We start from the raw sequence: 12,398 nt of genomic DNA on the forward strand, positions 1-12,398 counted from the left end.
GACACAACCTTGATACGCGCACTCCGTGCTCCCAAAGTCCCTCACGGCCGACATCGCCGAATGTTCCGGGTCCGCGGACTCATGGATCGACGTTCGAATCGCCACGAAACCACAACTCAAGGAAACGAGACTGTCGTGACTCGACCTACCCCCCTACCGCCGCAACAACGCCGAGCGCCTGAACGATCAACCAAATACTATGTGGGCCTGTTGATCTCGATCGTTCTACTGTTCGAAGTCGCCCCCCTCGAATACAGCATGGTGTACCCATCACTGCGATACATGGCGGCCGAATTCAACACTCCTGACATCGGCTGGGTGGTGACCATCCTCGGTCTTGTCGGGGTCGTCAGCTTGCCGATCATCGGCAAGCTCGGAGACATCTACGGCAAGAAGCGCATGCTGATGGTCGTCGCCGGCATATTCAGCATCGGAACGCTGACCTGCGCCCTCGCCCCGACCTTTCCGATTCTGCTGCTCGGGCGCGCCCTCGAGGCCGCGAGCGTCGGCATGACCCCGCTCGCTTACGGCCTCATCCGCGATGTCTTCCCACGACGCATGATCCCCGTGGCCCTGTCGGCAGTGTCCACCGGCATCGGATTCAACGGTATCGCCGGCCCGCTCATCGGCGGCTACCTCTCGACCGAGTTCGGTTACCGCGCAATCTTCTGGTTCCTCCTCGCCTATGTCGCCGTCATCGCCCCGGCGGTCTATTTCACCGCGCCGGAATCGCCGCTGCGCCTGTCCCACCAGCTCGACTGGGTAGGCGCGGGCCTGCTGGGCGGCGGATCATTGCTGCTGATGCTCTCCATCAACCAGGGTCGCTCTTGGGGATGGGACTCACCAAAGACGCTGATTGCGTTCGCGGTCTCTGCGGTCCTGATCGCGGTGTTCGTCCTCTACGAATTGCACACCACGAAACCTCTGATCGACATGCGGGTGCTGTGGGCGCGTGCCATGCGCAGCACGATGCTCGCAAGCTTACTCGGCTCATTCGCTATCGGTGGATACGCGTTCGCGTTGCCACTGATGCTCATGACGCCACGGGTTGACGGCATCTCTTACGGGTTCGGGCTCACTGCCTTCGCCTTCGCGCTGTGGACTCTCCCACATGGCATCCTCGCCATGGCGAGCGGCCCCCTGGCCGGACTGCTCGCGCGCAGCAGTGGCCCCCGGGCGAGCCTCATCGTCGCCATGACCGCGATCATGATCAGCCTGAGCCTGCTGGCCTTTGTGCACGACCAACAGTGGCAGATCATCACACTGGTCGCCATCTTCGGCGTCGGCCAGGGTTTCTTCTACGCAGCCAGCGCCAACCTTGTCGTCGAAGCGGTACCGCCATCTCAGACGGGGGCGAACGCCGGCGTACTCGGCTCCAGCAACAGCCTCGGCGCTGCATTCGGCGTCACCATCCTCAGCGCGATCCTCTCCGCGCACATTTGGTCCGTCGACCAAGGCACACGCCAGATCATTTACACGGATGCGGGATTCACCTACGTCTTCCTACTACTCGGTGCACTCGGCGCCATCGGTCTCATAGTGGCGTTCACGATGAGTCACGGACGCGCCCCCGCCTCCGGCGGAGCAACGATTGGCGCGAATACTGCACGTCCTGCCGCCGCGACAATACCGGTCAAGCAACAGTCCCCCACGGAGGCCACAAGTGACTATCACGCATGACAAGTTCTCCGGCGGCACCGCCGTCATCACCGGCGCGGCATCCGGAATCGGCGAGGGGCTCGCACGACACGCGGCCTCCATCGGAATGAACGTGGTGTTGGCGGACATCGACATGCCCCGGGCCGAACAACTCGCAGCCGAACTGTCAACGGCAGCCACCGAGGCCACTGCGGTCCAGACGGACGTCAGTGCCCCGTCGTCGGTGGAGGGGCTGGCCCGGGCCGCGTACGAGCGGTTCGGCTCTGTCCGATTGCTCGTCAACAACGCCGGGATCGAGGCCCCTGGCCTATTTTGGGAGGTTCCGATAGACCGCTGGCAGCGGTTGCTGTCGATAAATGTGGGCGGTGTGCTCAACGGGGTCCACGCATTCCTCCCACGAATGATCGCGTCTGGCGAGGAGGCATACGTGCTCAATCTCAGCTCTATCGGTGGCCTCAGCGCGGGCGCACTGCAATCGCCATATCTCACGAGTAAGCACGCGGTGCTAGCCCTGACCGAGACGCTCTACCTGGACGTGAAGACCGTCGGCGCTCCCATTCAGGTATCGGCAGTGCTCCCGGGCGCGGTACGGACCCAGATCTATTCAGGTGCTTCAGCCAGCGGCCTGGCCGGTGAAGCGCTTCGCGAGCAACTCGACCGGTACCTCGGCCAGGGCCTGACACCCGAGCAGGCTGCAGAGAGCATCTTCGCTCAGCTCGCGAAAGGCGCATTCTGGATCGGCACACAGCCGGAGGTCCTCGAGGCCTTCGCCGCATATCACGCGGATCATCTCACGAAGCTCACCCCGCCGGCCCCCTTCGTCGCCGTCGCCAAATGAGACCGTTCTGGTGCCCCGGTGCGTTCCGGGTCGGCGAAGACCCGGACCCTCGATTCACCCTGGCCAACGAACGCACATTCCTCGCCTGGATCCGGACCGCCCTGGCTTTGGTTGCCGCCGCCGTCGGCTTCGAGGCATTCGGCTCCGAGATGGTTGGCCCCACCGTTCACGCCACCCTGGTAGTTGGCGTGTTGACTGGGTCAACCATGCTGTCTGTCAGTGCATTTCATCGATGGATCGCGGTCGAACGCGCTTTGCGGTTGGGGCGAAGCCTCCCAGTCCCTACGTTCGCAGGCATCGCCGCGGGGCTTGTACTGGGATCCGCGCTGACGTTGTTGATGGTCGAGGTGACGCGGTGACACCCCTTCAACCCACACATGCCGACCGATGGCTACAGCCAGAACGGACCACGATGGCATGGGTTCGGACTGGTACCTCCTTGGCTACGGCGGCGCTGATCTACCTGCGCTATGTCCCCGGCCCAACAGTCGCAATCGGTATTCTCGGGGGAAGCACGCTGATCGGTGCAGTCGGCATTATTGCAATCAGTCACCGAGGGCACCGCCGCAGATCCGACGATTTCGGGATCGGCCGCAGCTTCCCGGGGCCAACACGAAATTCAGCGCTGGTGTTGCTGGTCGCCACCTTGGCCATCAGCGCCGGGATCTTGGTGCTCGCCAGCCTGTGAATCGATGATGCTCCACGACCAAGCACGACGCCCTGAACGCAATTTCACCAAAGGAGCCGAGCGCCGAGGCCAGGCGCCCCCGACACCCGAATCACCAAACCTCCAAAGTTCGACGGTTTTCGAAGATGTGGAATCCGCTGGCGGACAGGCTCACCGGCGATCAGGTCGCCGCGGGACAGACATGCGAACTCGCTCGCTGCACTGACGAGCGATGGGCAGGATCCTGTCGGCCGAAGGGTGTTTGCCGACATGATCCGGCCCGAAGCTTCACTCGCGCTGTCGCAACTCGCGTTCGATCGTGCCTGCGTTCCTCCAGCCACGAAATCTCCCGGGTGACGCTACTAAGACCGTCGGAGTCGCGGTGACTCTGCGAATTCATGTCAACCGGTGGATCGCTCCAGGAGGCAAGCCATCTGCGATCCGGCCCTTTCGTCGCAGTTGCGATCAGCGAAACAGAAGTCCGTCCTCGATTGCGGCGCGGCGGGCGCAGGGCCTCTGATTCTCGCCTGTCCTTACCTCGCATCGTAGGCCCACTCATGATTGTCACCACCGTGTGTTCTTTCGCCGCTTTCTACGATGTGTGCAGACTAGGACTTCAGACCGGATAATTGATTGATCATGGACCCTTTGACAACTGCCCGTCCACACTGAACGGTGAGAGTAGGTACGAAACAGACCAACGCGACACACTGATGTGAGGAGCCAGAGTTCATGCCGGAACCCAGAAGGTCAGATCACACCGATTACGTAGCCGTCAATCCGATCTTCTCGAGGCCTGGCGAGGATTCGGTTGCATCGAAGTACACACTCGAACCCGACGGCATGCTTCCCGAGACCGCGTATCAGATCGTCCACGACGAAACGATGCTCGACGGCAATGCGCGGCTCAATCTCGCGACGTTCGTCAGCACGTGGATGGACGATCACGCCACCAAACTGTATGCCGAGTCGTTCGACAAGAACATGATCGACAAGGACGAGTATCCGCAGACCGCCGCGATCGAAACCTATTGCTGGCGCATCCTTGCCGACCTCTGGCACTCACCCTCCCCCAAGGACGCAATCGGCACCTCGACGATCGGTTCGTCCGAAGCCTGCATGCTCGGCGGCCTGGCGATGAAACGACGCTGGCAGCACGCACGAAAAGCCGCGGGCAAGTCCACCGAAAAGCCAAATCTCATCATGAGTTCCGCGGTCCAGGTGTGCTGGGAGAAGTTCTGCAACTACTGGGACGTCGAAGCGCGTTACGTGCCGATCAGCGAGGAACACCGCACCCTCGACGGTCACGATCTGGACAAGTACGTCGACGAGAACACCATCGGCGTCGTCGCGATCATGGGCGTCACGTACACCGGGATGTACGAGCCGGTCCTGGAAATCTCGAAGGCACTCGATGCGATCCAGGCGAAGACGGGACTCGACGTCCCCATCCACGTCGACGGCGCTTCCGGTGCGATGATCGCACCGTTCCTTCAGCCCGAACTCGAATGGGATTTCCGGCTCCCGCGCGTCCACTCCATCAACACCTCGGCGCACAAGTACGGGCTCGTCTACCCCGGCCTCGGCTGGGTGGTCTGGCGATCGCAGGATCTACTTCCCGACGACCTCGTCTTCAAGGTGAGCTACCTCGGCGGCAGTATGCCGACCTTCGCACTGAACTTCTCGCGCCCCGGCGCTCAGGTGATCCTGCAGTTCTACTTGTTCCTGCGTCTCGGCCACGACGGCTATCGCGCGATCCAGCAGTCCTCCCAGGACGTGGCGAAATTTCTCGCCGAAGGGATCGGGAAACTCGACGCGTTCGAACTGTGGAACGACGGTTCCGACATCCCGGTCTTCGCGTGGCGCCTCGCCGAGGGGCACACGTCCAACTGGACGCTGTACGACCTCTCGGACCGGTTGCGAGGCAAGGGCTGGTTGGTGCCGGCCTACCCCATGCCGGACGATCTCGCGGATCTGACAGTGCAGCGCATCGTGGTTCGTAACGGACTGAGCATGGACCTGGCGGCCAATCTGCTGCGCATCATCGAAGAGGAAACCGCGTTCCTCGACGAACTGGACAGCCCGATGCCGCGGCCGCGCGTCACCGAGGGATTCCATCACTGACGTCGCTTACCACGTGAAGAGCGGCCGCCCACTCCCCTTCGGGAGTCGGCGGCCGCTCTGGTGTTTCAGGTGTTACCGAGAGATCAAGCAGCGCAAGCCGGCGAGGTCAGACCTGCAACGCCGACGATCTGGCAAGCGGTGGTCTTCGAGAGCTTCCAGACGCCGTCTTCGTAGACGAACGAAGCCTGCAGGCCCTGCTGCAGCGGCTGGCCGTTGACGACGATGTTCAGCGAAGCTGCTGCCGTCTCGCTGCCCGTGTCGGTGACCGGGTCGAGGATCTCGACCTGCGCGCCGGCAGCCTTGGCGGCAGCGGCGACCTGGTTGATCAGCTCGGGATCAGCCTCGGCGCCCTGGACGAGGTTGACCTTGTCTGCGGCCGGAACGCTCTCGTCGAGTGCCTGAGCGACCTTGGCGTTGAGCTCAGGGGCGGTCGGCAGAACAACCTCGGACGTGGGTGCCGCAGAGGTGGTGGTCGTGGGCTTCGCCGAAGTCGTCTTGTCGGAGTCTCCTCCGTCTGAACCACACGCGGTCATCGTCAGGGCTGCTGCGATCGCCACGGCTGCAACGGTCATCTTCTGAAGCTTCAACTTCTCAGTCCTATCCATTCGGGTGTTCACATTCGAGCGTCAGTCGAACATCGTGCTTGCTCGAGGATCGTCGACAACATTACCCAACGGTAAGCGGAAAAAGTCTAAGGACATCCTCAGAGAAGGCTGTCGACCGCATCTGCTACCTCGAGCACCTCATCGGATTCGGCAAAAGTTTTGGCGATTCCCGTTCCGCTGGAACGGGTTTCGAAGCGAACGGTGACCACACCGTGCCCGGCGCCCTGCACCCAACCGTGTCCGTATTCTGGATGCTTCACGTCCAAACCGGGGTGCCAGTAGCGCTGAGGGACACGTGCTGCCACCGGAACGTCGAGTTCGGCCTCATCGAGGGCGCCCGTGAGAGTCTCGACCGGATAGCCGGGAACATCCTGATCCAACTCGGGAAAAAGTGATCCTTGCCGAACGGTGGACAAACCGGCGAATCCCACACCGACCAGGCGAATCGGCCCCAATTCCTGTGGATCGATGACCTGTTTCTGCGCAGTCGCGATGAGGATTTGGCGGTCGATGGTGGCAAACGGCAGCGTCACGGATCGAGTCAAGATACTCATATCGGACTTCTTGAGCTTCAGTACGACGGTGCGAGCAGCTCTTCCGTCCTTCTCCAGCCTGGAAAATGCTGCACGACCACTACTTTCGACGGCGGCGCGCAGTTGCGCCATCGTGACGATGTCTGCGGCGAAAGTGGATTCCGCGCTGATCTGCTTGGATTCGGCACGCTCGGCGACCGGCCGATCGTCGATCCCCTGCGCAAGCCGATGCAACCCCGGACCGACAGTGGTTCCGAGTATCGACGCCACCTCCGCTATGGGAGTGCGGGCAAACCCACCGATGGTTTCGATGCCGAGACGCTTGAGCTTTTCCTCGGCGACGGGACCGATCCCCCAGAGCTTTCGCACCGGCAGTGGATCGAGCAACTCGTGCTGCATCCCGGGAGGAATCACTGCGACGCCGTCGGGCTTTGCCAGTCCCGACGCGATCTTGGCGACCTGCTTACCTGCGCCGGCCCCGATCGAAGCGACCAACCCGGTCTCGGCTTTGATCAACGCCCGCAGGTCCTCGCAAAACGCGCGGACCTCGTCAGCTCCGACACCGGCCAACTCCACCGGTTCCCCGAAAGCCTCGTCCACCGACAGTTGCTCGAGGATCGGCATACGAAGGCGCAACGCGTCGAAGGTGCGTTTACTCAGAACCGAATACAACGACATCCGCGGTGGCAATACCACCGCTCCACCACCGACCATCCGGCGTGCTTGATGCATCGGCATTGCCGAACGCGCACCGAAAACTCTCGCTTCGTAACTTGCCCCGGCCACCACCCCGCGCCCGCCCAAGCCGCCGACCAGCACCGGGCGACCTCGCAGAGTGGGACGCGTCAACTGCTCGGCGGAAGCGAAAAACGCATCCATGTCGAGATGCAGCACCCACCTACGACTTCGTGTGGGATCACCTTGATTCATCGGGCGTTACGGTTCTCTCAAAAGTAGGTGCAGAATTTACGTCCGCGCCTTCTTCTTCGGCGACTTCTTCTTCGGCAGGGGCAATACGTCGGCAGTCCGTTGAATGAAGGCGTGCAGGTGATCGAGGTCCTGCAACCGTTCCTCCGTCACCCGGTAATAATCCTTCGCTCCCGGGTACGGCGGAGCCAGATCGGCCTCTGATCCGAACTCCGTACTGACCTCGGTGGGTTTGACGAACAGGACGTCTCCGCAGATCAAGCCCACGATCTTCTCGTCGCAATACAGTCCGTACTCGCCGAACATCGCCCTTGCCCGCACGTCGAGCGGTTCCAACTGCTCGAGAATGCGCGCCACGGTTTCCTTGCTCGTGCTCATGAGAGCAAACTACTCCGGCACCCCGACATACAGACATTCATCGGGGAGCCGGAGTAGCTATGGCGGTATTAGACCTTCGTGATCGCGGCGCGGATACCGTCACCGAGATCGACGGCGTCGTCTCCCGCTTCACCCACCGAGAAGGAGGTGGCCAGAACCTCACCGGCGATCAATTCGCGATGACGCTCCGCCCACTCCTTGCAGTCCTGCGGAACCTCGAGCACGACGTTGATCCGGTCCGAGACGTCGAAACCGGCGGCGCGGCGCGCATCCTGCAACTGACGGATACGGTCCTTCGCCCATCCCTCGGCTTCGAGTTCCTCCGTCACCGCGGAATCGAGTACGACCAGTCCCGCACCGTCCGGCAGTGCAGCCGTCGAATCCGGCTCGGCCGCAACCAGTTTCTGCGTGTACTCCTCGGGCAGCAGTTCGATGCCCGCCGCAACCACGACGCCGTCCGCGTTCTCGGTCCAGTCGCCCGCCTTGACCGCCTTGATGACAGTCTGAACGGACTTGCCCAGACGCGGTCCTGCAGCACGCGCATTGACCGCGATCTCGAAGCGCCCGTGCACGTCGACGTCATCGGTCAGATCAACCTTCTTGACGTTGACCTCGTCGGCGATCAGTCCGAGGAACGGACGCAGACGCTCGGCATCCGGCGCCGCAACCGTGACCTCGGGCAGCGGAAGACGAACACGCAGATTCTGCGCCTTGCGCAGGCTCAGCACCGTGGAGCACACGGTCCGGACGTCGTCCATCGCCGCTACCAGCTCGGGGTTCGCGGGGAGCTCCGACGCCTCGGGCCAATCAGCCAGGTGAACCGAGCGCTCCCCGGTCAGCCCGCGCCAGATCACCTCGGACACCAGCGGCAACAGCGGCGCAGCGAGACGCGTCACGACCTCGAGCACGGTGTGCAGGGTGTCGATCGCGTCGCGATCCTCGTCCCAGAACCGCGAACGAGACCGTCGCACATACCAGTTGGTGAGCGCATCACAGAACAACCGAAGCTCGTCGCACGCGCCGGCGATGTCGTTGACCTCGAGGGCCTCGGTGATCACGTCGCGGGTGGTAGCGAGCTTGGCCAGGATGTACTGATCGAGGATGTTCTCCGAGTCGGTACGCCACACACCGGATTCCGGGGCGTACAACTGCAGGAAGCTCCAGGCGTTCCACAGCGGGAGCAATGCCTGACGCACACCTTCGCGGATGCCCTGCTCGGTCACGATGAGGTTTCCGCCGCGCAAGATCGGCGAAGACATCAGGAACCATCGCATCGCATCGCTGCCGTCGCGGTTGAACACCTCCTTCACGTCCGGGTAGTTGCCCTTGGACTTGCTCATCTTGAGTCCGTCGTCGCCGAGCACGATGCCGTGCGCAGCAACGGTTTTGAACGCCGGACGATCGAAGAGTGCGGTGGCCAGCACGTGCAGCGTGTAGAACCAGCCGCGAGTCTGCCCGTTGTACTCGACGATGAAATCGCCCGGGAAATGACCCTCGAACCATTCACGGTTCTCGAATGGGTAGTGCACCTGCGCGTACGGCATCGAACCGGATTCGAACCAGCAGTCGAGCACCTCGGGAACGCGGCGCATCATCGACTTCCCGGTCGGGTCGTCGGGGTTCGGGCGGACCAGGTCGTCGATCATCGGGCGATGCAGATCGGTCGGACGCACACCGAAGTCTGCCTCCAACTGATCGAGCGATCCGTAGACGTCCGTACGCGGGTACTGCGGATCGTCCGACACCCACACCGGGATCGGGCTGCCCCAGTAGCGGTTTCGGCTGATGTTCCAGTCGCGTGCACCTTCGAGCCACTTGCCGAACTGGCCGTCACGGATGTGCTCGGGCACCCACGTGATGTCCTTGTTCAGCTCGACCATGCGATCGCGGAACTTGGTGACCGCGACGAACCACGAGGGAACCGCCATGTAGATGAGCGGCTGCCCACTGCGCCAACTGTGCGGGTACGAGTGCTCGATCGTCTCGTGCCGCAGCAGCTTTCCAGCGGCCTTGAGGTCCTTGATGATGACCGGGTTGGCGTCGAAGACCATCAAGCCCTCGTACGGCGGAACCATCGAGGTGAACTTTCCACCCGGATCGAGCGGCTGCACGACCTCGATACCGTTGGCCGTGGCGACATCCATATCCTCCTCACCGAAAGCCGGTGCGAGGTGGACGATTCCGGTTCCGGAATCGGTTGTCACGTAGTCGGCCGAAAGCACGACGTGCGCGTTCGGATGTCCGAGGAAGAAGTCGAACGGCGGTGTGTACGACAGTCCGACCAGCTCGGCGCCCTTGTGACGGGAAACGACCTCGGGGTCCTCCCCCAGCTCACGTGCGTAATGAGCAACCCGTGCTTCCGCGAGCACGTACCGCTTTCCGTCCTCGCCGAGCACCTGGACGTAGTCGACCTCGGGATGAACCGCAGTGGCCAAGTTGGACGGCAGTGTCCACGGAGTCGTGGTCCAGATGATCGCGTTTGCGCCGTCCAATGGTGAACCCGGAGCGACCAGCGGCATGTCGACCGTGACTGCAGGATCCTGACGCATCTTGTACGCGTCGTCGAGACGAGTCTCTTGATTGGACAGCGGAGTCTGCTCGTACCAGCTGTAGGGCAGCACGCGGAAGCCCTGATAGATCAGGCCCTTGTCGTGCAGCTCCTTGAAGGCCCACATGACGGACTCCATGAAGTCGACGTCCAGGGTCTTGTAGTCGTTGTCGAAGTCGACCCAACGTGCCTGGCGGGTGACGTAGTCGCGCCACTCGTCGGTGTACTTGAGCACCGAGGCCTTGCAGTACTCGTTGAACTTGGCCAGACCCATGACTTCGATCTCGGCCTTGTCCTTGATGCCGAGTTGCTTCTCCGCTTCGAGTTCTGCGGGCAGGCCATGGCAGTCCCAGCCGAAGCGTCGCTCGACCTTGCGTCCACGCATGGTCTGGAAGCGCGGCACCAGGTCCTTGACGTACCCCGTCAGCAGGTGACCGTAATGCGGCAAGCCGTTTGCGAAAGGCGGTCCGTCGTAGAAAACGAACTCTTCGCTGCCGTCCCGATTGGAAACCGACGCACGGAAGGTGTCGTCGTCGTCCCACTGTTTCAGGACTTTCTGTTCCAGTTCGGGGAACTTGACTCCGGTGTCGGCGGGGACACCGTAGTCGACTTTGGGATACCCGTTACTCGCCATGGCGATCTCCTCGTGCCAGTCGGACTCGGCACGGGGACGACGTGGCGCTTGTGCGCCGACACCGCGGTACCACCCCGTTTGCACCCCGTAGATCCGCGCTTGGATCCCGAGGTGCCACTCGATCGAGCTGTGACGGGCTCACCCGTTCGGTTCTACTGAGTTCTGGGCGCCTGAAGCGACAAGAACCGTTCTTCCGAAAGCTCCCCGGTGATTGCCGGATCACAGCCTGGTATTCGTGTTGGACAGTCTAATACTCGTCCTGGACCTTGTCGGAACTCGCCCTAGGACTTGTCGGGGCCACCCGGCGACTCGCCATCATTTCTCTGATTGTCATCGTTGGCGGTGGCTGCATCGTCGATCGACGAATTCGAGGAACTCTCGACTCGACCGTAAGGCGACGACATTCCGCTGCCCGATGCCGGGTCATCCAACGAAGGAACCGCCTTCCTGCTGGTCAGCGCACTGACCAGCAGGAGGACGGCACCTGCTACACAAATCGCGATACATGCCCACGCCCAGATCAACGACCCTGTGGTCAGGGCGACGATCAGGAGAGCGAAACCAACTCCCGCGAGAACCAACGTCACGACCAGCACGTATCAACCTTTGTCCGGTCCGATAGCTGAGCCGACGGGGCGCTCTCGGTCAGCTGTTTCCCTTGGCGAAGGACGGGCTGTAGGAATCCTGTCCACCGTCGACCGGAACGGCCGAGCCGCGCTGTTCGAGCTCTTCGAGCTGCGATTCCAGGTAGGACTTCAGGCGCACCCGGTACTCGCGTTCGAACGTCTTGAGCTGCTCGATACGGCCCTCGAGGACCGAACGCTGCTGGTTGATGGTCGCCATGATTTCGGTGTGCTTCTTCTCGGCGTCCGCCTTGAGAGCGTCTGCCTTCTCCTGAGCCTGGCGAAGCTGGGTCTCGGAGCGAGTCTGAGCGTCGGTGAGCATCGCCTCCGACTTGTTGCGCGCATCCGCGATCATGCCGTCAGCCTTGCTGCGAGCCTCGCTCATGAGCTGCTCGGAGTTGGTGCGGGCACTGCCGAGCAGCTGCTCGGACTCGGTCTTGGCATCGTTGGTGAGGCGATCCGCCATCTCCTGAGCCAGTCCGAGGACCTTTGCGGCCTGCATGTGGGTGTCGCCGCTCTGCGGCGCTGCAACGGCAGCGGCGGCGGGAACCGGCGCTGCAACAGGTGCAGGCTTGGGCGGTTCGACGACCCGAGCGGGCTCCGGCTTGGGCTGCGCTGCGACGGGTGCTGCCTGCTGAGCAGGTGCCGGCGACTTCTTGGCAGCCGCGAGCTCCTGATCCAGCTCACCTACGCGCTGGCGCAGGTCCGCATTCTCTTCGATGAGCTGCGACAGCGCCTGCTCGACGAGGTCGAGGAATGCGTCGACCTCGTCCTCGTTGTAGCCACGCTTGCCGATAGGCGGCTTGCTGAACGCAACGTTGTGCACGTCAGCTGGAGTCAGTTGCGGCATGGAAGGATCCCT

Annotated in this window: 11 protein-coding genes; 5 read left to right on the forward strand and 6 right to left on the reverse strand. The window is 62.4% G+C overall.

Features of this window, described 5'->3' with window-relative positions; all coding sequences use genetic code 11:
* The first annotated feature begins 81 nt into the window (after positions 1 to 81).
* From A0W34_RS16860 to A0W34_RS16880, 5 genes are all read left to right on the forward strand, one after another.
* A complete protein-coding gene (locus A0W34_RS16860; protein ID WP_269750069.1) occupies positions 82 to 1,680 on the forward strand; it encodes an MFS transporter in 1,599 nt (532 codons plus the stop codon).
* Entirely contained in the window at positions 1,664 to 2,497 is an 834-nt protein-coding gene (locus A0W34_RS16865; protein ID WP_198035653.1) for an SDR family NAD(P)-dependent oxidoreductase, read from the forward strand. The genes A0W34_RS16860 and A0W34_RS16865 overlap by 17 nt, the downstream gene beginning before the upstream one ends.
* Positions 2,494 to 2,856: a YidH family protein gene (locus tag A0W34_RS16870; RefSeq protein ID WP_054781930.1), complete on the forward strand. Its 363-nt coding sequence runs from the start codon at positions 2,494 to 2,496 to the stop codon at positions 2,854 to 2,856. Before A0W34_RS16865 ends, A0W34_RS16870 begins: the two co-directional genes overlap by 4 nt.
* The gene (locus A0W34_RS16875; RefSeq protein ID WP_198035654.1) at positions 2,853 to 3,185 is read left to right on the forward strand and encodes a DUF202 domain-containing protein; all 333 of its coding nucleotides are present in this window, start codon (positions 2,853 to 2,855) and stop codon (positions 3,183 to 3,185) included. The genes A0W34_RS16870 and A0W34_RS16875 overlap by 4 nt, the downstream gene beginning before the upstream one ends.
* Positions 3,186 to 3,896: 711 nt before the next feature.
* Positions 3,897 to 5,288 carry a glutamate decarboxylase gene (locus A0W34_RS16880; RefSeq protein ID WP_042921836.1) on the forward strand — a complete coding sequence of 464 codons (1,392 nt, stop codon included), beginning with the start codon at positions 3,897 to 3,899 and terminating at the stop codon, positions 5,286 to 5,288.
* 83 nt (positions 5,289 to 5,371) lie between these two features.
* On the opposite strand, the gene A0W34_RS16885 is transcribed toward A0W34_RS16880, so the two are convergent.
* The 6 genes from A0W34_RS16885 to wag31 form a co-directional block, all read right to left on the reverse strand.
* Positions 5,372 to 5,860: a hypothetical protein gene (locus tag A0W34_RS16885; RefSeq protein ID WP_371713249.1), complete on the reverse strand. Its 489-nt coding sequence runs from the start codon at positions 5,858 to 5,860 to the stop codon at positions 5,372 to 5,374.
* Positions 5,861 to 5,991: 131 nt separating this feature from the next.
* Positions 5,992 to 7,356: a DNA polymerase IV gene (locus tag A0W34_RS16890; protein WP_042452844.1), complete on the reverse strand. Its 1,365-nt coding sequence runs from the start codon at positions 7,354 to 7,356 to the stop codon at positions 5,992 to 5,994.
* A gap of 36 nt (positions 7,357 to 7,392) precedes the next feature.
* Positions 7,393 to 7,731 carry a TfoX/Sxy family protein gene (locus A0W34_RS16895; protein WP_003941748.1) on the reverse strand — a complete coding sequence of 113 codons (339 nt, stop codon included), beginning with the start codon at positions 7,729 to 7,731 and terminating at the stop codon, positions 7,393 to 7,395.
* A gap of 68 nt (positions 7,732 to 7,799) precedes the next feature.
* Positions 7,800 to 10,913 carry an isoleucine--tRNA ligase gene (gene ileS / locus A0W34_RS16900; protein ID WP_047270136.1) on the reverse strand — a complete coding sequence of 1,038 codons (3,114 nt, stop codon included), beginning with the start codon at positions 10,911 to 10,913 and terminating at the stop codon, positions 7,800 to 7,802.
* A 281-nt stretch (positions 10,914 to 11,194) separates the two neighbouring features.
* A complete protein-coding gene (locus tag A0W34_RS16905) occupies positions 11,195 to 11,509 on the reverse strand; it encodes a hypothetical protein (protein WP_075833426.1) in 315 nt (104 codons plus the stop codon).
* A 49-nt stretch (positions 11,510 to 11,558) separates the two neighbouring features.
* The gene (gene wag31 / locus A0W34_RS16910; RefSeq protein ID WP_003941722.1) at positions 11,559 to 12,386 is read right to left on the reverse strand and encodes a DivIVA-like cell division protein Wag31; all 828 of its coding nucleotides are present in this window, start codon (positions 12,384 to 12,386) and stop codon (positions 11,559 to 11,561) included.
* Positions 12,387 to 12,398: the final 12 nt, after the last annotated feature.

This window comes from Rhodococcus sp. BH4, from assembly GCF_002079265.1.
In the GTDB taxonomy this organism is placed as follows: Bacteria; Actinomycetota; Actinomycetes; order Mycobacteriales; family Mycobacteriaceae; genus Rhodococcus_F; species Rhodococcus_F qingshengii.

Bases quoted from the DNA above. Each gene is read 5' to 3' on its own strand.
- A0W34_RS16870 (WP_054781930.1), top strand. From the start codon at position 2,494: ATGAGACCGTTCTGGTGCCCCGGTGCGTTCCGGGTCGGCGAAGACCCG.
- A0W34_RS16860 (WP_269750069.1), top strand. From the start codon at position 82: ATGGATCGACGTTCGAATCGCCACGAAACCACAACTCAAGGAAACGAG.
- A0W34_RS16895 (WP_003941748.1), bottom strand. From the start codon at position 7,731: ATGAGCACGAGCAAGGAAACCGTGGCGCGCATTCTCGAGCAGTTGGAA.
- A0W34_RS16880 (WP_042921836.1), top strand. From the start codon at position 3,897: ATGCCGGAACCCAGAAGGTCAGATCACACCGATTACGTAGCCGTCAAT.
- ileS (WP_047270136.1), bottom strand. From the start codon at position 10,913: ATGGCGAGTAACGGGTATCCCAAAGTCGACTACGGTGTCCCCGCCGAC.
- A0W34_RS16885 (WP_371713249.1), bottom strand. From the start codon at position 5,860: ATGACCGTTGCAGCCGTGGCGATCGCAGCAGCCCTGACGATGACCGCG.
- A0W34_RS16890 (WP_042452844.1), bottom strand. From the start codon at position 7,356: ATGAATCAAGGTGATCCCACACGAAGTCGTAGGTGGGTGCTGCATCTC.
- wag31 (WP_003941722.1), bottom strand. From the start codon at position 12,386: ATGCCGCAACTGACTCCAGCTGACGTGCACAACGTTGCGTTCAGCAAG.